Below are 19,415 nucleotides of genomic sequence, written 5' to 3'. Positions count from 1 at the left end.
CCCAAAAAGCGGTTTCCGCGTCGGGGGTTCATGCTGGGATCTGTGGCGGGGGTCACGCTGAGCGTCTTTTGGGTCGCGAGGTACTACAATATCGGGGCGGAGGTTGGCAGCGCCGACCTGTCCGCCCCGGATGCATTGGCGCAGGCCGATGCCGGGAAGATCACGCTTATTGACATTCGCAGGCCCGAGGAATGGGCGGCGACGGGCATCGCGCAACCGGCGGTGCCTATCGACATGCGGCGGGATGACTTTGCTGTTGCTCTGCTTGAGGCCTTGAACGGCGACAGGGCACAACCCGTGGCCTTGATCTGCGCCCGAGGCGTGCGGTCGGCGCGACTGGCCAGGGCGTTGCGGGAGGCGGGCTTTGAACAGGTTCTGGATGTGCCGGAAGGTATGGTTGGATCCGGCGCCGGGCCGGGGTGGATCAGTCGCGGATTGCCGGTACGCCAGCCCTGATCATTCTGCCGCGATATGATCTGCGGCCAGAATCTGACCTTTCATTTGGGATCTTGCGGCGCGGGCGCGGCGCACAATGGCCGGCTCACGCAGGGAATTGGGGCTGTCCATGCGCAGCCCTTTCAGGCCAAGTCGCGAGACATCCAGCGCGGAGAGTGCCGACAGCGGCACCGCAGCGACAAGGCTGAACACAATCGGCACCAGCCAGAACGATATCAGACCGGCCAGCAACCCCGCGAGCAGCACCAACCCGAGCAGGGTTTCGATCCAGTGGAATTTGATCAACGTGGTGATCGGATAGCTTTGGGCGCTGCGCTGTTGCGGGGCCCATGGTTCGGATCGGGTGAATGTGGCCCGCAGCACGGCTTTGGTCTGCTGGATCATCAGGACCGGCGCATAGGCGACAGAAAACGCAATTTCGGTCAAGACGGAGATCAGGAAGGGGCGCCGCCCGCCAAAACTGCGTGTCGCGGTCGGTGTGGCGGCGATGATCGCGGCACCGGCCAGTTTCGGTGCCAGCAACATCGCGTACATGATCACCAGAAACACGGCACTGTCGATATGGCTCATGGCGGGGGGCCAGTCCGGGAACAGCGGATTGGCTTCGTTGAAATAACGGATCACATTTGTTTCCGCGTCTTTGCCCAACAAAGCCCAGACCACCAGCAGCACAAACCATGCAGGCGACAGAAGATAGCTCACCGCGCCATGCAGCAGGTGAAACCGCGATACCGGATGCAGACCTGCCGTGCGCAGGAGTCGCAGATGCTGCAGGTTGCCCCGGCACCAACGGCGGTCGCGCAGAACATAGTCGATCAACGTGCCGGGGGTTTCTTCAAAGCTGCCGGTGACGCGGGGCAGGAACCGCACACGCCATCCGGCGCGGCGCAGCAGGCCGGCTTCGACAAAATCATGGCTGAGGATCAGATCACTGCGCCCTTTCCGCCCGCGCAGGTGCGGCAGGCCCGCGCTTTGGGCAAAGGCACGGGTGCGGATAATCGCGTTATGGCCCCAATAGTTGCCCTCGTTACGTGACCAAAGCGCCAGCCCCTCGGCCAGAAGCCAGCCATAGGCGATGTTGGAAAACTGTTGTACGCGGGCAAAGAGGGTGTTGGCCCCAATCAGCATCGGAAAGCTCTGGATCAGACCGGCCTCAGGATCATTCGCCAGTTCAGAGGCCAGCCGTTCGATCGCTCGGCCTGTCATCAGGCTGTCGGCGTCTAGCACAAGCATCCCTTCATAGGCGGCACCCCAGCCTGTGATCCAGTTGACCAGATTGCCGACCTTCTTGTCCGTGTTGGCGGCGCGGCGGCGGTAATAGACGGGTATCTGTTTCGGCGCGGTGGCCCGCAACCGTTCAAATGCCTGCCGCTCCTGCGCAGCGATGGTTTCGTTCCGCGTGTCGGACAGGATGAACAGGCTATAGCTGTGCGGTCCTTTGCGGGCGGCCAGATCGTCCAGCATGGCGGCGGCATTGCCAAAAACATCCCAAGGAACTTCGTTGTAGATCGGGACCAACAGGGCGACATCCATGGGTGTGATCGCGGCGGGGCTTCTTGTTTCTGCCGCCTGCCGCGCCAGCAAGGCCGAGATCGCCACGCCGACGGTGCTGACCGACAGCGTGACCCAGACAAAGGTCAGTCCGATCATCATCAGCAAGGCCCATTCCAGCCCGGTCATGCCGCCGCTGGACAGCCATCCATAGATGCCAAGCATCAGTGCCAGTGTCCCCACACAGGCAGGGCCAAACACAGCCAAGCGCCAACGTCTGTTGCCAGCGGGTGCCTCGGCGCGGCGGGCGGGTGCATGGCTAAAATCCTGCGCGTCCATATCCAGTGGCGCGGCGGGCGGCATGGCATTGGGGGGGCAGGGTGGCTGGGTCATGATGCGGTCCACCGATAGAGCCAAACCTCGCTTAAGGGGGCGCCGTTCAGCCGCAGCTGCGCCCGGAACTCGGCCAGCGTCGCCTCGCCGGGCTCGAAGGTAAATGCCAATCTCGGACCGCCGATTTCTGGGTTGCGCTGCACTATGCCGGATGATGTGTCACCGGCGCTGGAACGCAGAATAATCTCAACCTTGCTCAGGTCATCCGGCACATGGGCGGCATCTTCAAAGTCGATTGCGATGATCTGCCCGCCTTCGGGACGGCCGCCCATCGCTGTGTTCAAAACCTTTAGCGGCATGTCAGGCACATCGACAACCGGATCCGCGCCCCAATGGAGGGTATAGCTCATCTGATGTTGAGACCCGGCCTTGAGCGGGGCAGAGGGCCGCCAATAGGCGACGATGTTGTCGTAAATTTCAAGGTCAGCAGGGATCTCGACCAGCGTGACCGCGCCCTTGCCCCAATCCTCGCCCGGTGTAATCCAGACGGCGGGACGCTTGTGGTATAGCGCCTCAAGGTCATTGAAATCCGAGAACTTGCGCTTGCGCTGCATCAGGCCAAAACCGCGCGGATTGTTGTCGGCAAAGGCACTGATTTGAAGGGCGGCGGGGTTGGCCAGTGGCCGCCAGATCACCTCGCCTGCGCCATTGTGGATCAGCAGGCCGTCACTGTCATGGACGGCGGGCCGGAAATCCGAGAACCGCTGGCGCATGGTGTCGTCAAACAGGAACATGGAGGTCAGCGGCGCTATGCCAAGATGGGTGATGTCGGTGCGGGCAAAAACATGGGCCTCAACCTGCATCTCCAAGACCGCGCCATGGGTGATCTCAAAGCGGTAAGCCCCGGTGCAGGACGGGCTGTCGAGCAGGGCATGCAGGACGATGCTGTCACTGCCGGGTGCGGGCGTTTCCAGCCAAAAAGCGGTGAAATCGGGAAATTCCTCGCCCATCGGGTCGCCGGTTTTGAGCGCGAGCCCACGCGCAGACAACCCGTAAATCTCACCCGTGCCAATGCCGCGGAAATAGCTGGCGCCCTGAAAAACCGCATATTCCTGAAATATGCCGCTTGTTTCCAGCTCAGCCCGCAGGCGCAGACCGGAATAGCCGAGGGTCTCGTCAAGATCGACGTCGGGGAATTTGTCGGTGGTGTCAAAAACGCCCATGTCAAAACGGACGGGGCGCGATTGGCCCTCCTCCACCACATGCAAGGCGACGGCTTGCGGAAAGTAGAGACCGGGGGGAAAGACATCAACCCGCTGGGGTGCATCGCTGTTTTCCCACAGGGCGTTGCGGGCATCGAACCAGATCTTGCGATATTGGTCATAGGTCAGGTTGCGCCAGCTTTCAGGGATCTGCGGGCGCGGGCTGTAGGGTTTGGTGGCCAGGGCGCGGGCGCGGGCCAGAACGGTGTCCTGATCAAAGGCGCTGGCCTCGGCTGCCAATTGCAAGCCCGGTTCTTCGGCCCAGGCGGCGGCGGGCAGGGCGGCCAATGCGGCCAGAGATTTGAGAACATCGCGGCGCAGCATCAGGCACCTGCCTTTGCGCGCCAGGGCTGGGATTTGAACCAACCTGCGCCATAGGCCACCGCCACCAGTATTGCCGCGCCGATCAGATTGACCAGCAGGGTGGCAGCCAGACTGCGGCCCAGCACATCCAGCGCGAAACCCATGACCCGCGCCATGAACATACTGGCAACAAAGACCGCCAATGACTGTTGCCCGACCTTGAGGATCACCGCCAAGGCGCCTGACCAGACCCGCGCCGCAGCGCCGGTGCCACGGGCCAAAAGCCGCGCCCCTTTGTCGCCCGCCGCGACCCAGGCCAGATAGGCCAGCGCCAGAAAGTGCGCATAGCGCAGAATGCCGAAGTCCGATTTGTTGATCAGCCCGCCGTTTGTAATCCGCCAGTCTTTCGCCCAGTCAAAACCAAATTCGCGCACGCCAATGCTGCTGAGCGGGACATTGGCCAGCACCACAAATGCCGCCACGGCGATCAGGATCTTATGAACCGGCGGCTTGGGCAGCCAGCCGCGCATGAAGGCAAAGCCGGTAAAAAAGATCAGCTGCCAGCCAAACGGATTGAAGAACCAAGACCTGTCTGTCCAGGGCTCCGCCGGGAACTCCAGATGCAGATGGCCAAGGCCAAAGACCTCAAGCAATGCATCCTGCGCCATCAACCAGACAAGTATGACAAAGCCAGCCACAGCCCAAAGGTTGATCCGCGCCAGTGCCATCACCAGCGGCATCATGATCAGAACCACCATGTACATTGGTAAAATGTCGAAATAATTCGGCACATAGCGCAGGGTCATAAAGCTGAGCAGGATGTTGGAGTTGTCCCATTTGTCACTTTCGACAAACATCATCCACAGGTTCAACTGGCCCCAATAGTTGCGCCCCGTGATGTCCAGCTCTGTCAGATAGACGGTCATCGCCAGCGTCGCAAAGAACAGCCCCACATGCGCCCAATAGACCTGCCAGACCCGGAACAGCACACGCGCCGTGCCCAACATCCAACCCATCCGCACAAATGCGCCGCCAAAAGCGATGGCGCTGGCCATGCCGGAACAGAACACAAATATCTCGGTGGCGTCGGAAAACCCCCAACGCGCGGGTATCCAAAGGGTCAGCAGGTTTCCGGGGGTGTGGGCGATCAGGATGATGAACATCGCAATGCCGCGAAAGAAATCCAGCCGCAGATCCCGCACCCGCGTGCCGGATTGGGCACCCAATGCGGTCACAGGGCGTGATGGAACTTCGGATGTGGCAGCTGCAAGGCTCATAATGTTCGGTGGGTCCGCAAATCAGGTGGTTATTGCGCCGGGATGCGGCGGGCTGTGGACAGGCGGTCAAATCGGGTTGCGGTAAAGCGATCCTCGTGACCGGCCCGCAGGGCAAGACGGTCAAGCAGGATCGCTTCTGCGCCATCCAGATGGCCTGCACGCAGTCCTGCGTCAATGGTCATGCGTTCAAACACGTCGCGCTGGGCATGACTTCCGCCGATGCTCTGCATTTTTGGGCGGGCTTTCGCCAAAAGGCTAAATGCATCGCCATAACGCCCCTCGGCAAAGGCGTTGAGACCCTCCAGTGCGGCAAGGCCTGGATCGGCCACGCGGGCGGCCATTTCACCGTTGTCCTTGGCATCGCGGGCAAAGCGGGCGGCCATGGCATCGGCGGCTGCGCCTTCCTTGGCGCCGGACAGGGCCAGCATGTAGTGCAGGTCGGCAAAGACGAGGCAACCATCGTCAATGCGTGGTGCGGCCAATGCGCCAAGTTCGTCCCATCGGGCGCCAACGTCTATGCCCTCAAGCTCAAGCCGCATCAGCAGTGAGGTTGCATTGGCAATGTCGCGGTAATCGTCGGTTTTGTCGGCGCGGATCTGGCTGTCATAGAGGGACAGCGCCACGTCAAGCTGACCAAGGTCCAGATGCAGCAAGGCTTTGTGCCACCAAACGTGATAGCGGAAATTGTTGGATCCGTCCCAGGCGCTTTTGTGGTTTTCGATCAGAGTGATCCCAGCGCCCGGCTCAGCCCGCATATCATGCACATGCGCCACCGCATGAAGCCCCCAGGCATCGTCGGGCGCATAGGTCAGACCGGCCCGGCCCGTATGTTCGGCGCGGGCGTATTCTCCTGTTTCCTCAAGCGCGAAGGCGTGACATCCCAGCACATAACCGCACAGTGGATGATCCGGCCCATGCGCGGGCAAAACCCGTTCGATCGATCTGCGCATCCCGGCCGCATCCCCAAGGATAAAGCGGATGGCCTGACTGGCCTTGGCGGATAATGTGTCTTGGGGTTGATCCTGCAGAGCCTTCTCAAGCGCGGCAATCGCGCCGGTGGGGTGCATTGCCAGCCATGCCTCCAATGCATCGATCCAGCAGGCCTCGCGGCCTGAAACGGGACGCGCGGCGCGGGCTGTCTTTGCAGCAACCAGCGCACCCTCGGCCACCGCCCACATCTCGGCGCGGCCCAGCATCAGCGAAAAAAGCCCCCTCGCCGCATGGGCCATGGCAAAATCGGGATCAGCCTCCAGCGTCGCGCCCAGATGCTGCGGCGTGGCGGTGCCATGTGCCAGAAACGCGCGGATCATCGCGTTCCAACTGGTCAGCGCCTCTGTACTTTGCAGTGAAACGGATGCGTTGCAAATATCGACTGTCATCACCGTGGCCTTGTGCGATTGCTGTTCTAAGGCAAAGGGATAGCGGGATTCTGAAAACCGATGAACGGGTCTGACGCGTGTCACACGCCAACGTGAAGCGGGCCTGCGCTTTCGTGAGCGAATGTGTCAGTTGGTCGGCCTGGTTGCCACGATCTTACGCGATCGCTTTGCTTTGGGTAGCGGTCTATCGCTGTGGATCGCCCTTTTGAGGCGCATCCGGCCCCCATGTTTCAAGCACATCACGGGTGTCCTGGCCAAATCGCGGCGGCGGGCGACGGTATTGCACCGGCGTGCGCGACAGTTTCAGCGGATTGCCCAAAAGTTGTAACATGCCGCCCGCGATGTCGGGGCGCGGCATGTCGATCACCGCATCGCGGGCGCGTGCCTGATCCGACGCCAGCGCCTCGGCAATGGTGTTGATCGGGCCGCAAGGCACTTTGACCGCCTGCAATTGGGCCAGCATCTCGGCCTTCGGGCGCTCTTTCATCGCCGGCACGATTTTCGCCAGCAGTGCGGTGCGGTTTTCGATGCGCGCCAGATTGGTCTGGAACATCGGATCGCCCGCCAGAACACTCAGCCCGATTACATCGCAGAACCGCGCAAATTGCGCATCATTGCCGACCGCCAACAGGATATGCCCGTCACGGCATTCAAAGGCGTCATAGGGCACGATGTTGGGGTGGGCATTGCCGCGCCGCTCTGGCAAGTTTCCGGAGGTCAGGAAATTGGTGCCTTCGTTGATCAGCCACGCCATGGCGCTGTCCACCAGGGACAGGTCGATATGCTGGCCCTCGCCGGTTTGATCGCGATGCCGCAAAGCGGCCAGAACCCCAATGGTGGCATACATGCCGCACATCACATCCGCGATGCCAACGCCCACTTTCATCGGGGCCCCATCGGGGGCGCCAGTGATCGACATGATCCCGCCGAACCCTTGCGCCATCAGATCATAGCCGGGTTGATCGCGGTTGGGGCCGGTCTGGCCATAGCCGGAGATGGAGCAATAAATCAGCGCGGGATGCGCGGCCATCAGGCTGGCGTGATCCAGCCCGTATTTCCTGAGGCCGTCGGGCTTGAAATTCTCCACCACAATATCGGCGCGCGCCGCAAGGTGGCGCAGGATCTTTTGGCCATCTTCGCTGGAAATATCCACGGCGATGGAGTGTTTGTTGCGATTCGCAGCCATGAAGTAGGCTGACAGATCGGTGGGATTGCCATCCGCGCCCCTAGCGTAATTCGGCCCCCAGCCACGGGTGTCATCGCCGCCACTGCGCGGGTTCTCCACCTTGATAACCGTTGCGCCGAGATCGCCCAGCATCTGTGTGCAGGTCGGACCGGCCAAAATGCGACTGAGGTCGAGGACAAAAATACCGTCCAACGCGCCTTTTGGCTCAGATGCGGCCATCATAAGCTCCGCGATCAATCACGGCGGCAATCACGGTGAAGGTGTCCGCCTGCATCGCCTGTTCAAGCGCGGTTTCCAGTGCCTTGCGGCTGCGCACCGTCGCGCCGCGGCCGCCAAATGCCACCCCCATGGCCGCGAAATTGTGCCGGGGAAAATCCACACCAGAGTTGCTAAGCCTCCGCTCTCGCTGCTTTTTCTCGATCAGGGCAAGCGAAGCATCGACAAAGACCACAAAAATAGGCGCAAGGCTCAGTTCCGCGGCGGTGGCCAATTCACCGGCCACCATCAGGAACCCCGCGTCGCCGGAGAACGACACGACATTGCGCTCCGGGTCGGCAAGTTTTGCGCCGATCGCCATCGGAACAGCACAGCCCATGGTGCAAAGCGCCGAAGATTGCATAAGATCGCGCGGCGCGTGGCATTCCCACATCTGGCTCAGCAAGATCCGGTGCGCACCGCTGTCGGCAGATGCGATGGTGCCCTTGGGTAGAACAGCGCGGCAGGTGTCGATCACTGCGGCAGGCCCCCAGTCTTCGTCATTGGGAAAGGCTGCGCTGAGCGCGGTCTTGAGCTGATGAATTTCGCCGTCCACCCATGTGGCACGCGGATCCAGCCCGTCACTGAGGGCGGAAAGGGTCGGGGCGCAGTCCGTCACGAAATTGAGCGTGCTTTGGTGCATATAGTGGTGGTTTGGTGCGGCGGTGATGTCGATCACGCGCTGGCTGTCCGGGGTCCAGACATCGCGCCAGCCGGGGCGCATTTCGATGGGGTCATAGCCGACACAGATGACCAGATCTGCCGATTGTGTGAAAGGCACCAGATGCGTGTCCGCCAAGGGGGACAGACCTGCACCGCCAAGGGCCAGCGGGTGATCCTCGGGCAACATGCCTTTGGCTTTATAGGTGGTGATCACCGGAATGTTGTGATCTTCGGCGAACTCGCGCACCGCTTGCGCGGCGTGTTGGTTCATCGCATCCACGCCAACAATCATCAGCGGCTTGCGCGCATCGGCCAGCCAGCTGCGGGCGGTTTCCAGATCCTTTTCCGCCGGAATGCTGGGTGATGCCGGGCGGCGGCGGGCAGGGGCCAGCGCTGGAATGTCGGTATCGGCCACGCCGATGGGCACGTCGATATGAACCGGGCCCATGCGCCCTTCGGTGGCGATGGCAATGGCCTTGTCCGCGATCACATGGGCGGAGCCAGCAGACAAGCGGAACGTCGCCTTGGTGATCGGCGCAAACACCGCCTGATGGTCAACGACCTGATGGGTGTAGCGGGCCGCCTCATCCGCATCGACACAGCCGGACAGAACAATCAGCGGCACCTGATCTTGCAGTGCGTTTGCCACGGTGTTGACCCCGTTCAATGTGCCGGGGCCGATGGTGCCGACCAGAATGGCAGGCGCATGATCGCGGTGGTGTACCCCCTCGGCCATGAACCCCGCGGCATTCTCGTGTTTGGCGAGGATAAACTGGATGCCCGCTTGTCTGAGCGCATCTATCAGGGTCAAAACCTCACCACCCGGCATGCCAAAGGCATAGCGGCAGCCGGCATCATACAGACGGCGGGCCAGTGCGTCAGCAGCGCGGATCGTATCAGGCATCATCGGACCTTTCGGATGCAGAACTCGGCAAGTTACCAATGCACGGTCGGCGCAAAGGTGCAATCTATTGATCTCTAGAGATTATTGCATGCGCGTAAATCCCCCTCACGGATTGGTGAAAGAGGCGGAGTGGCTGGTTTTTGCAAAGTTGGCACATGGCCGTCATGCACAGGGCAAGGGCTTAGCAGCCAGTCAGCGACAGACCACCTCGCGGGCTGATATTGCCCGGCTTGGCGCTTGAACCCAAGATTCGGCGCCAGCAAAGGAAAAAGGGCGGCACTTTCACGTCCCGCCCTTCGAATCTTGTAGAGCTGTGACCAGCTTACCGGCGACGGTCGCGGCGGGCTGACATAGGTTGGAAGGCCACGCCGACATGGGCCTCGCAATAGGGTTTGCCTTGTTGCACGGGCAGACCGCAGAACCAGAAATCCTCGGTAGCCGGATCGCCTACGGGCCATTTGCAGGTCCGCTCGGTCAGCTCCATCAGGCCGATCTTCTTAGCCTTCTTCTCAATCTCGTTGACCTTGGCCAGAGCCTCCGGGCTGATCTCGTTGGCCGACGGCTGCGGCGGCAAGGGCTGGCCTGCCGGGATAATCTGCTTGCGGGCGGGCAAGTTGGATTTCGGCGGCGCGGCGGCTTCGGTCTTCATTTCCGGCGCGGCGGGTTTGGGCGCGGCTGGCTTGGCCTTGGGTTCCGCCTTGGGGGCGGGTTTGGCCTTGGGTTCGGATTTCAGCGCGGCAGCACCCGTGGTTGTGCGGTTCGACAGACCAAGACGGTGCACCTTGCCAATCACGGCGTTGCGCGTCACACCGCCCAGTTCCTTGGCGATCTGGCTTGCGGACTGGCCTTCGCCCCACATTTTCTTGAGTGTCTCTACGCGCTCATCAGTCCAGGACATTTGCGGCTTCCCTAGCTAAAAAGCGGCCCCCAATGATGGACCGCTTTGTCAAATTCAGTGGTCTATTCTAATCACTCGGGGGCTGGGTGCAAGGTGTGAAGCGTCACAGCGCCGTATGAGCGGCCGGAGGTTTGGGTTTTTGGCGTGCCTCGCGCAGGGCCAGCAGGGCCGCACCGGCGATAATGATGCCTGCGCCGATCAGGGTGATGGCGTCGGGGGTTACACCGTAGAAGATTTGGTCGTAGAGGGCGGCAAAGATCAATGTGCCATAGCTGAACGGCGCGACAAAGCTGGCATCGGCGCGGGCCATCGCATTGACAAAGCAGGTCTGCGCGACAGCCATGCAGACCCCGATTGCAGCCAATAACGCCCATTGTGCGGCGCTTGGCATTTGCCAGACGGGCAGAACCGCCAATGTGGCGATACAAAGCCCCATCAGGTTGTTGAAAAACAGGATCTGGAACGGCCCTTCACGTTTCGTCAGTTTCTTGATGAAAATCAGTTCAAGCCCCATCACCATTGCCGCGCCAAACGCCAAAAGCGCGGCGGGCTGAAAACTCTCCGGTGTGGGGCGCAGAAGAATAAGTGCGCCAAAAAGCGCCAGCGCTGCGGCAAACCAGCGGATGCGGCCCACGGTTTCGCCAAGCAGGGGAATGGCCAGCATCATGCCAAAAACCGGGTTGAGAAAGGAGATCGCCGTGGCATCGGCCAGTGGGATATAGGCGACAGAGGCAAACATCAGCGTGATCCCGGCCCAACCGCAGCTGGTGCGGGCAAGGTGCAACCCCCAATGCGGTGCGCTCAGGCGGGGGCGCATGATCATGACGGCGGTGGAAATCGCCATGAATGCAAACAAAAAGCGGCCATGGCTGATCTGGAGCGCGGGCAAAGCAGGACCAAGTGCATCATTGCCAAGCGCCTTGGCCATCAGCGTGGTGGCCGCGATAAAGGCGGTCGCAATCCCGATCAATCCGGCGGCGAGGGCGTTGTTTTGATGCTTGGCCTGATACATGGCCAAGCTATGACCGCAGCGGCGATGCGTCACAAGTGGGAAATTGGGGCTTTGCAACTGTTGGATTTGCCCCTAAGAGAGGGCCCATGATCACACAAATGGCATACCTGTCCCGACGACGCTAAGGTTTTATACCGCTCCCCTGCACAATTGCAGGTGGTGATCTTGTTGCCTGTGTGCAGCCCTCCTTCCAAACTGACTTGACCAGACCCGCCGCCCATGCCCTTTTGGGCCTTTGTTGCGGCCCTTACCTAAGGACACTTCCATGATCTCTTCCGTCTTGCCGACCTATTCGCGTGCTCCTCTCAGCTTTGTCTCCGGACAAGGCAGCTGGTTGATCGAGGCGGATGGCCGACGTTTTCTGGATCTGGGTGCGGGGATTGCGGTGAATGCACTGGGCCATGCGCATCCGGCGCTGGTTGAGGCCTTGACCGCCCAGGCGGGAACGCTTTGGCACACCTCGAACCTCTATCAGATCCCGCAGCAGCAGGCGCTGGCGGACAAGCTGGTCGATAACAGCTTTGCCGATACGGTGTTTTTCACCAATTCGGGCACAGAAAGCTGTGAGCTGGCGGTAAAGATGGCGCGCAAGTATTTCTATGACAAAGGCCAGCCCGAGCGGGTTGAGATCATCACCTTCTCGGGCAGTTTCCATGGCCGGTCCTCGGCCGGGATCGCGGCGGCCGGATCGGAAAAGATGACCAAGGGGTTTGGCCCGTTGCTTCCCGGTTTTGTACATCTCGAATTTGGTGATCATGATGCGCTAAGGGCGGCGATCACTGACAAGACTGCCGGTATTCTGGTGGAGCCTGTGCAGGGTGAGGGCGGCATTCGCCCGCTGCCCGATGCCTGCCTGAAGGGGCTGCGGGATCTGTGTGATGAACACGGCATTCTGATGATGCTGGATGAGGTGCAATGCGGCGTTGGCCGGACGGGCAAGCTCTTTGCGCATGAATGGGCCGGTGTCGGACCAGACATCATGATGGTGGCCAAGGGCATCGGCGGCGGCTTCCCGCTGGGCGCGGTTCTGGCGACCGAGGAAGCGGCCTCTGGCATGACCGCTGGCACCCACGGGTCAACCTATGGCGGCAATCCATTGGGCTGTGCCGTGGGCAATGCGGTGATTGATATCGTGGCCGATCCGGCGTTTCTGGCCGAGGTGAACCGCAAGGCGGGCCTGTTGCGGCAAAAGCTGGAAGGGCTGATCGCCAGCCATCCGGATGTATTCGAAGAGGTGCGCGGATCGGGTCTGATGCTGGGCATCAAATGCAAGGCGGTGAACGCGGATGTGGTGAAGGCCGGCTATGACGCCGAGGTGATCACCGTGCCTGCCGCCGACAATGTGATCCGCCTGTTGCCCGCACTGAACATCAGCGATGACGAGATTGCCGAAGCGGTCTCCCGGCTTGATCGTGCTGCGGCCAGCCTGAGCGCCTGATCCAAGATTGACCGATGACAAGAGTTCTGCCGCCGAGGGATGCTGCGAACTTTGACGAGAAAGAATACCCATGAACCATTTTCTAGACATTCACCAAACCTCACCTGCCGATCTGCGGAGCATCATTGATGACGCCGCTGCGATGAAAAAATCGCGGGCCGGGCGTCCACGCGGTGCGCCGGATGATGAACAGCCGCTCAAGGATCACATGGTTGCACTGATCTTTGAAAAGCCATCGACGCGAACACGGGTGTCTTTTGACGTGGGCGTGCGCCAGATGGGCGGGCAGACCATGGTGTTGTCGGGTGCCGATATGCAGTTGGGCCACGGCGAGACCATCGCGGATACCGCGCGGGTGCTGAGCCGTTACGTCGATCTGATCATGATCCGGACCTTTGAGGAACAGACCCTGCTGGACATGGCCGAATACGCCACGGTGCCGGTGATCAACGGTCTGACCAACCGAACGCACCCCTGTCAGATCATGGCGGATATCCAGACGTTCGAAGAACACAACGGCCCCATCAAAGGCAAAAAGGTGGTCTGGTCCGGCGATGGCAACAACGTCTTTGCAAGTTTTGCCCATGCGGCCAAACAGTTTGAGTTTGACCTGACCTTCACCGGCCCGCCGCCGCTGGACCCCGAAGCCGCGCTTGATGGTCTCTACACAATCGAACGCGATCCGCAAAAGGCGGTTGAGGGTGCCGATCTGGTGGTCACAGACACTTGGGTCTCCATGCATGATCCGCAGTCGGCCCGCGAACGGCGGCACAACCAGCTGCGCGGCTATCAGGTCAATGATGCACTGATGGCCAAGGCCAAGGATGATGCGCTCTTTATGCATTGCCTGCCTGCACACCGCGATGATGAGGCCACGAGCAGCGTTATGGACGGGCCGCATTCGGTGATCTTTGACGAGGCAGAAAACCGCCTGCACGCGCAAAAGGCGATCATGCGGTGGTGCCTTGGCCGCTGAGCCACGTATCGTCATTGCCGGGGCGGGGGCCATTGGTTGTTTTGTCGGCGGCCTTTTGGCCGCTGGCGGGCGGCGGGTCACGTTGCTGGTGCGACCACGGGTGGCGCAGGAAATCCGCTCGCATGGTCTGACGCTCACGGATTTTGGCGGCATGGCGATTCAGATCGGAGCAGATCGTTTGGCCCTGTCCGAAGATCCGGCCTGCCTGTCGAAGGCGGATGTGGTGCTTGTCACGGTCAAATCCGGCGACACCGCAGCCATCGCGGAACTGATCGACCAACTCGCCCCGATCAAAGCGCCGGTGATCAGCCTGCAAAACGGGTTGCGCAACGGGGCGCTGTTGCAAGAGGTCTTGCCCGGGCGCGATGTGCGCGGCGGGATGGTGCCTTTCAACGTCGTACCGATGGGGCAGGGATGTTACCACCGCGCCACCAGCGGGGATGTGGTTATTGCGGGCGGTGCAGGCGATCTGGACGGGTTGCTGTCAGTTCCGCACCTCAGCACAACCAGCAGCCGTGACATCGAAGCGGTGCAATGGGGCAAGTTTCTGATCAACCTCAACAATGCTTTGAATGCGCTGAGCGGCCTTCCCCTGGCAGAACAACTGCGGGATCGGGCCTGGCGGCGGCTGATGGCGGATCAATGGCAGGAGGCCTTGGGCATTCTGCGCGGGGCTGGTATTCGCCCCGTGTCGACGACGCCGGTTTCTGTCGGAATGATCCCGTTTATCCTGCGCCTGCCGACGCCGCTGTTTTCGAGGATCGCGGCCTCGATGTTGACAATTGATGCGCAGGCGCGGACGTCGATGGCGCTGGATCTGATGGCGGGCCGCCCGACCGAGATTGACAGCCTGCAGGGTGCAGTGATTGCGATGGCGCAGGCGCAGGGCCGTCCCGCGCCGATTTGCACTATGGTGGCTGAGGTGATCCGCACCGCGGAATTGGCCGCAGAAGGGTTGCCCGACCTCAGCGCCACAGCTTTGCGCCGCGAGATCCGGCAGGCTGCTTCTTAATTTACGACCGCGTTGAGAACGTAGAACACAATCGCCGACATCGTTGCGGCGGCGGGCACAGTGATGACCCAGGCGGCAACAATTGTCATAAAGTGAGAGCGGCGCACCAGCTTGCGGCGGCGCCGTTCCTCTGGGGCGATGCGTTTGACGTTGCCCGCGGTTTCACCGGGGCGGCGCAGGCGGCGTTCCATATGCCATTCGCGGTAGAACCCAACACCGAAAACCCCGCCAACCGCGATATGGGTTGAGCTGACTGGCAGGCCAAGCCATGAGGCGATGATCACGGTGATCGCCGCCGAGAGGGCCACACAATAGGCGCGCATCGGGTTCAGCTTGGTGATCTGGCTGCCGACCATGCGGATCAGCTTGGGACCAAACAGGAACAGGCCAAACGAGATACCAAAGGCACCGATAACCATCACCCACATCGGAATGGACACCTTGGCCTCGAAGCCGCCGAATTCGGTGGCATGGACAATTGCGGCCAGCGGACCAACGGCATTGGCCACGTCGTTTGCACCATGGGCAAAGCTGAGCAAAGCGGCAGACAACACCAACGGCAGGCCAAAGAGGATTTTCACGGATTTGTTGCGGTTCTCCATGCCTACGGAGGCGCGCCGCACCAGCGGGGCGGATATGGCATAGGCCAGAGCCCCAAGCAGAAGCCCGATCAACAAGGCAGTGGGCAGATCGATCTTGACGATCTTTTTCAGCCCCTTCAGCGCCAGATAGGAGGCAAAAACACCGGCCATGACGCCCACAAGGACAGGGACCCAGCGGCGGGCGGCTGCAATTTTGTCGTCCTGATAGATGATCCGTGCCTTGATGAAGGCAAGGAACATGGCGGCCACTGCGCCGCCCAGAACCGGCGAGATCACCCAGCTGGCGGCGATCAGTCCCATGGAGGGCCAGTTGACCGCTGTCATCCCTGCCGCCGCGATGCCCGCACCCATCACACCGCCCACGACGGAGTGGGTTGTGGAAACCGGCGCACCAACCCAAGTGGCAAGGTTGACCCAAAGCGCCGATGAGATCAGCGCCGCCATCATTGCCCAGATAAACACCTGTGTATCCGCGATGGAGGCCGGATCAATGATGCCTTTGGAGATGGTCGAAACCACATCGCCGCCTGCCAGCAAGGCGCCTGCGCTTTCGCACAGCGCCGCAATCACGATGGCGCCGCCCATGGTCAGGGCATTGGCACCTACCGCCGGGCCCATGTTGTTGGCCACATCGTTGGCACCGATGTTCACGGCCATATAGGCACCAAAGACGGCAGCAGCGACAACGACAAAACTGGTGGGGGTCTGGCCAAAGAAGACTGCGGCAATCACCCCGGCCAGCACCATAAAGGCCAGTGCGATACCGGGACCGACCAGAGGGCGAGCGACATAGGTCGTGGCCAGCTCAACCTGAGAGATGCGGTTGAGGTCTGTATCCAGTGTTTTCCACTGACTGCCCTGCGGGCCTTTGTCCGTCGCCATGCCTGTACCTTCCAAGGAAGTGATTGATCCGGTGGGGAGGTGGCATACCACGCGCCGCCGCGCAAGCGCGGCGTCACAAAACCGTCACATTTTATGGCGGATTGAGGCTTTTGAGAGGGGCTATCGGGTCAGAGCAAGCTCAGAGCGCGTTCAAGATCGCCTTCAGGTCCGGCTCATCCACCAGATTGGCGGCTTCCTTGGGGGCGAACCAGGCGCGTTTGCGGGCATTTGCCTCCGGGTAATCCTCGCTCAGATCGCGCACACGGGTCAGGTAGACCTGCGCCTCGACCGGCACGGTCAACCCTTCGCCAAGGCCCTTGGCATATTCGTAAAAGCCGACCGGATCGCTTTCGATGTCCGCCTGGGTCACGCCAGCCTCTTCCCATGCTTCTTGCAGGGCGGCGCCCGGACCATCAAGCCCGTCGATGGGCCAGCCCTTTGGCACGATCCAGCGCCCGGTGTCCCGGCTGGTGATCAGCAGCACACGTTTGCCGTCTTCGGTTTCGCGATAGCACAACGCCGCGACCTGCAGTCGCTTGGGGCGCTGCAACAGCGGCAGCAGCATGTCATCCCATGCACGTTTGAATGTGTGTATCATATTGACCTGGCTTCGTTTTTGTAGGTTTTTCGTCTGCTCTCGTTCTACATATAGGCGTAAAATGGCCAAAGATCAAACCTGGGGCGGGTTTGAGAGGCTCAGGGAAGGCCGTACAAACGAAAAAGGCCGCGCAACCTATGGGGTTGCACGGCCTTGGTTTCGCGCCAGATCGGTTTACCCGATGATGCTGTTCAATGTCGCGGAGGATCGCATAACAGCCGCCGTTTTGGCCGCGTCAGTGCGGTAATATCCGCCCAGGTCCACAGGAGAGCCCTGTGCCGCGGCCAGTTCCGCAATGATCTTGTCTTCGCTCTCGGCCAATGCCTTGGCGATGGGCGCAAAATGCGCTGCAAGATCAGCATCATCCGATTGCGCGGCCAATGCCTCGGCCCAGTAGCGGGCGAACCAATAATGGCTGTCGCGGTTGTCCGGCTCACCCACCTTGCGGGAGGGCGAGCGGCCATTGTCGAGAATGCCTTGCGTTGCGGCATCCACCGCCTGGCCCAGAACGCGGGCCTTTGCGTTGCCTTTGCTGTCGGCCAGGAACGTCAGGCTTTCTCCCAGGGCGCAGAATTCGCCAAGGCTGTCCCAACGCAGGTGATTTTCTTCGACCAACTGTTGAACGTGCTTGGGGGCAGAGCCGCCCGCGCCTGTTTCAAACAGCCCGCCGCCGTTCATCAGCTTCACAATCGACAGCATCTTGGCCGAGGTTGCCAGTTCAAGGATCGGGAACAGATCGGTCAGATAGTCCCGCAACACGTTGCCGGTGATGGCGATGGTGTTCTCGCCCTTGGTGATGGTCTCGAACGAGGCGCGTGTGGCTTCGCGCGGGGCCATGATCTCAAACTTGTCGGCGACGCCTTTGGCCTCAAGGATTGGTTTGACATAGGCAATCAGTTCCGCGTCATGGGCGCGGTCTGCGTCCAGCCAGAAGATCGCGCGGCAGCCTTCCGCCTTTTGACGATCAATTGCGAGGTTCACCCAGTCTTCGATCGGGGCCTTGCGTGCAGAGGCAGAGCGCCAGATGTCGCCAACCTCAACCGCGTGGGAATGCAGGACCGTGCCATCATCGAGGATCATCTTGACGGTGCCCGCCTCAGGGATCTCGAATGTCGTCGGGTGGGAGCCGTATTCCTCGGCTTTTTGCGCCATCAGGCCGATGTTTTGGACAGTGCCTGCGGTGGCGGGGTTCATCTTGCCATTCTCTTTGAAGAACTTGATGGTCTCGTCATAAACCGGCGCATAGGAATTGTCAGGGATCACGCAATTGGTGTCCGCTTCCTTGCCGTCTGGCCCCCAACCTTTGCCGCCAGCGCGGATCAGCGCGGGCATGGAGGCATCGATGATCACGTCAGAGGACACATGCAGGTTGGTGATGCCCTTATCGGAATCCACCATGTACATCGGCGGGCGCGCGGCCATGCAGGCCTCGATATCTGCCATGATCGCCGCATCGCCTTCGACGCGGGCCAGCAGATCGCCCAGGCCGGAGTTCGGGTTCACACCCAGCTCGGCCATCTTGTCGCCATGGGCGTCAAACACCGGGGCAAGGAACGCCTTGACCGCGTGACCAAAGATGATCGGGTCAGAGACCTTCATCATCGTCGCTTTCATGTGCAACGAAAACAGCGTGCCTGCGGCCTTGGTCTTTTCAATCTCGCTGGCGAGGAAGGCTTTCAAGGCGGCTGCGCTCATGAACGTGGCATCGACCACGGTGCCTGCGGGGTAGGCGATACCGTCTTTCAGAACAGTTTCACCCGTGGCAGTTTCCAGAACGATCTTGGCGGTGGTATCCTTGGGCAGTGTCGCGGAAACCTCGTTCGAGAAAAAGTCGCCACCGGACATGGAGGAGACTTCGGTTTTGCTGTCTGCGCTCCAGTCGCCCATGCGGTGGGGGTTGTTCTGGGCAAAGCTTTTCACGGCTTTGGCGGCACGGCGGTCAGAGTTGCCCTCGCGCAGGACCGGGTTCACGGCAGAGCCTTTGATGCCGTCGTATTTGGCACGGATGGCTTTTTCCGCGTCGGTTGCGGGTGCTTCGGGATAATCGGGCAGGGCAAAGCCTTGCGACTGCAGCTCTTTGATCGCGGCAACAAGCTGCGGCACGGAGGCCGAGATGTTGGGCAGCTTGATCACGTTGGCGTCCGGCGTTTTGACCAGACGGCCCAGTTCAGCCAGATCATCGGACTGCTGCTGCGCTTCGCTCAGGTGTTCGGGGAAGGTGGCGAGGATACGCCCGGCGAGGCTGATGTCCTTGGTCCCGACGGAAACACCGGCGGCTGCGGCAAATTTCTGGATGATAGGGAGGAAAGATGCGGACGCCAGTTCCGGCGCTTCGTCCACTTTGGTGTAAATGATATCGGACATAGGAATCTCCTCATGTGTGAATTTGCCGCTTCATAGCGGGTTCATTGGAGAACGTCTACGGTATACCATTGTATACGATGCGGCATATTGAACTTTTTTGATGGTTTTGCACCTGTGCAGGCAG

At 60.9% G+C, this 19,415-nt stretch carries 15 protein-coding genes; 4 read left to right on the top strand and 11 right to left on the bottom strand.

What is annotated here, in order from left to right; all coding sequences use genetic code 11:
• The first annotated feature begins 30 nt into the window (after positions 1–30).
• Positions 31–456 carry a rhodanese-like domain-containing protein gene (locus JNX03_RS08945; RefSeq protein ID WP_203212194.1) on the top strand — a complete coding sequence of 142 codons (426 nt, stop codon included), beginning with the start codon at positions 31–33 and terminating at the stop codon, positions 454–456.
• Here the strand turns inward: JNX03_RS08945 and mdoH are convergent, their stop codons facing one another.
• From mdoH to JNX03_RS08905, 8 genes are all read right to left on the bottom strand, one after another.
• The gene (gene mdoH, locus JNX03_RS08940; protein WP_231024266.1) at positions 457–2,340 is read right to left on the bottom strand and encodes a glucans biosynthesis glucosyltransferase MdoH; all 1,884 of its coding nucleotides are present in this window, start codon (positions 2,338–2,340) and stop codon (positions 457–459) included.
• Positions 2,337–3,866: a glucan biosynthesis protein gene (locus tag JNX03_RS08935; RefSeq protein WP_203212020.1), complete on the bottom strand. Its 1,530-nt coding sequence runs from the start codon at positions 3,864–3,866 to the stop codon at positions 2,337–2,339. Before JNX03_RS08935 ends, mdoH begins: the two co-directional genes overlap by 4 nt.
• Positions 3,866–5,122: an OpgC family protein gene (locus tag JNX03_RS08930; protein WP_203212019.1), complete on the bottom strand. Its 1,257-nt coding sequence runs from the start codon at positions 5,120–5,122 to the stop codon at positions 3,866–3,868. The genes JNX03_RS08935 and JNX03_RS08930 overlap by 1 nt, the downstream gene beginning before the upstream one ends.
• A gap of 29 nt (positions 5,123–5,151) precedes the next feature.
• Positions 5,152–6,501 carry a tetratricopeptide repeat protein gene (locus JNX03_RS08925; RefSeq protein WP_231024267.1) on the bottom strand — a complete coding sequence of 450 codons (1,350 nt, stop codon included), beginning with the start codon at positions 6,499–6,501 and terminating at the stop codon, positions 5,152–5,154.
• A gap of 184 nt (positions 6,502–6,685) precedes the next feature.
• Entirely contained in the window at positions 6,686–7,909 is a 1,224-nt protein-coding gene (locus JNX03_RS08920) for a CaiB/BaiF CoA transferase family protein (RefSeq protein WP_203212018.1), read from the bottom strand.
• Complete coding sequence (locus JNX03_RS08915) at positions 7,893–9,509, bottom strand: thiamine pyrophosphate-binding protein (RefSeq protein WP_203212191.1); 1,617 nt, start codon at positions 9,507–9,509, stop codon at positions 7,893–7,895. Before JNX03_RS08915 ends, JNX03_RS08920 begins: the two co-directional genes overlap by 17 nt.
• Before the next feature lie 322 nt (positions 9,510–9,831).
• Positions 9,832–10,407: a GcrA family cell cycle regulator gene (locus JNX03_RS08910; RefSeq protein WP_025049850.1), complete on the bottom strand. Its 576-nt coding sequence runs from the start codon at positions 10,405–10,407 to the stop codon at positions 9,832–9,834.
• Positions 10,408–10,510: 103 nt separating this feature from the next.
• On the bottom strand, positions 10,511–11,419 hold the full coding sequence (locus JNX03_RS08905) for a DMT family transporter (RefSeq protein ID WP_203212017.1): 909 nt from the start codon (positions 11,417–11,419) through the stop codon (positions 10,511–10,513).
• Positions 11,420–11,684: 265 nt separating this feature from the next.
• On the opposite strand from JNX03_RS08905, the gene JNX03_RS08900 reads away from it, so the two are divergent.
• The 3 genes from JNX03_RS08900 to JNX03_RS08890 all read left to right on the top strand — a co-directional run bounded on the left by JNX03_RS08900 (position 11,685) and on the right by JNX03_RS08890 (position 14,845).
• The gene (locus JNX03_RS08900; RefSeq protein WP_203212016.1) at positions 11,685–12,857 is read left to right on the top strand and encodes an aspartate aminotransferase family protein; all 1,173 of its coding nucleotides are present in this window, start codon (positions 11,685–11,687) and stop codon (positions 12,855–12,857) included.
• Positions 12,858–12,927: 70 nt separating this feature from the next.
• Complete coding sequence (argF, locus tag JNX03_RS08895) at positions 12,928–13,833, top strand: ornithine carbamoyltransferase (protein ID WP_203212015.1); 906 nt, start codon at positions 12,928–12,930, stop codon at positions 13,831–13,833.
• Positions 13,823–14,845, top strand: a complete 1,023-nt coding sequence (locus tag JNX03_RS08890; protein ID WP_203212014.1) for a 2-dehydropantoate 2-reductase — start codon at positions 13,823–13,825, stop codon at positions 14,843–14,845. Before argF ends, JNX03_RS08890 begins: the two co-directional genes overlap by 11 nt.
• Here the strand turns inward: JNX03_RS08890 and JNX03_RS08885 are convergent.
• From JNX03_RS08885 to JNX03_RS08875, 3 genes are all read right to left on the bottom strand, one after another.
• Positions 14,842–16,329 carry an inorganic phosphate transporter gene (locus JNX03_RS08885; RefSeq protein WP_203212013.1) on the bottom strand — a complete coding sequence of 496 codons (1,488 nt, stop codon included), beginning with the start codon at positions 16,327–16,329 and terminating at the stop codon, positions 14,842–14,844. The two genes, JNX03_RS08890 and JNX03_RS08885, sit on opposite strands and share 4 nt — an antisense overlap.
• A gap of 139 nt (positions 16,330–16,468) precedes the next feature.
• Positions 16,469–16,927: an NUDIX hydrolase gene (locus JNX03_RS08880; protein ID WP_203212012.1), complete on the bottom strand. Its 459-nt coding sequence runs from the start codon at positions 16,925–16,927 to the stop codon at positions 16,469–16,471.
• A 174-nt stretch (positions 16,928–17,101) separates the two neighbouring features.
• Positions 17,102–19,291: an NADP-dependent isocitrate dehydrogenase gene (locus JNX03_RS08875; RefSeq protein WP_203212011.1), complete on the bottom strand. Its 2,190-nt coding sequence runs from the start codon at positions 19,289–19,291 to the stop codon at positions 17,102–17,104.
• Between the last annotated feature and the right edge of the window lie 124 nt (positions 19,292–19,415).

The organism is Sulfitobacter mediterraneus (assembly GCF_016801775.1).
Classification (GTDB): Bacteria; Pseudomonadota; Alphaproteobacteria; order Rhodobacterales; family Rhodobacteraceae; genus Sulfitobacter; species Sulfitobacter mediterraneus_A.
The sequence above is the reverse complement of the archived record's forward strand: the minus strand, read 5'-3'. Positions and strand labels throughout refer to the sequence as shown.

Bases quoted from the DNA above. Each gene is read 5' to 3' on its own strand.
- JNX03_RS08945 (WP_203212194.1), top strand. From the start codon at position 31: ATGCTGGGATCTGTGGCGGGGGTCACGCTGAGCGTCTTTTGGGTCGCG.
- mdoH (WP_231024266.1), bottom strand. From the start codon at position 2,340: ATGACCCAGCCACCCTGCCCCCCCAATGCCATGCCGCCCGCCGCGCCA.
- JNX03_RS08935 (WP_203212020.1), bottom strand. From the start codon at position 3,866: ATGCTGCGCCGCGATGTTCTCAAATCTCTGGCCGCATTGGCCGCCCTG.
- JNX03_RS08930 (WP_203212019.1), bottom strand. From the start codon at position 5,122: ATGAGCCTTGCAGCTGCCACATCCGAAGTTCCATCACGCCCTGTGACC.
- JNX03_RS08925 (WP_231024267.1), bottom strand. From the start codon at position 6,501: ATGACAGTCGATATTTGCAACGCATCCGTTTCACTGCAAAGTACAGAG.
- JNX03_RS08920 (WP_203212018.1), bottom strand. From the start codon at position 7,909: ATGATGGCCGCATCTGAGCCAAAAGGCGCGTTGGACGGTATTTTTGTC.
- JNX03_RS08915 (WP_203212191.1), bottom strand. From the start codon at position 9,509: ATGCCTGATACGATCCGCGCTGCTGACGCACTGGCCCGCCGTCTGTAT.
- JNX03_RS08910 (WP_025049850.1), bottom strand. From the start codon at position 10,407: ATGTCCTGGACTGATGAGCGCGTAGAGACACTCAAGAAAATGTGGGGC.
- JNX03_RS08905 (WP_203212017.1), bottom strand. From the start codon at position 11,419: ATGTATCAGGCCAAGCATCAAAACAACGCCCTCGCCGCCGGATTGATC.
- JNX03_RS08900 (WP_203212016.1), top strand. From the start codon at position 11,685: ATGATCTCTTCCGTCTTGCCGACCTATTCGCGTGCTCCTCTCAGCTTT.
- argF (WP_203212015.1), top strand. From the start codon at position 12,928: ATGAACCATTTTCTAGACATTCACCAAACCTCACCTGCCGATCTGCGG.
- JNX03_RS08885 (WP_203212013.1), bottom strand. From the start codon at position 16,329: ATGGCGACGGACAAAGGCCCGCAGGGCAGTCAGTGGAAAACACTGGAT.
- JNX03_RS08880 (WP_203212012.1), bottom strand. From the start codon at position 16,927: ATGATACACACATTCAAACGTGCATGGGATGACATGCTGCTGCCGCTG.
- JNX03_RS08875 (WP_203212011.1), bottom strand. From the start codon at position 19,291: ATGTCCGATATCATTTACACCAAAGTGGACGAAGCGCCGGAACTGGCG.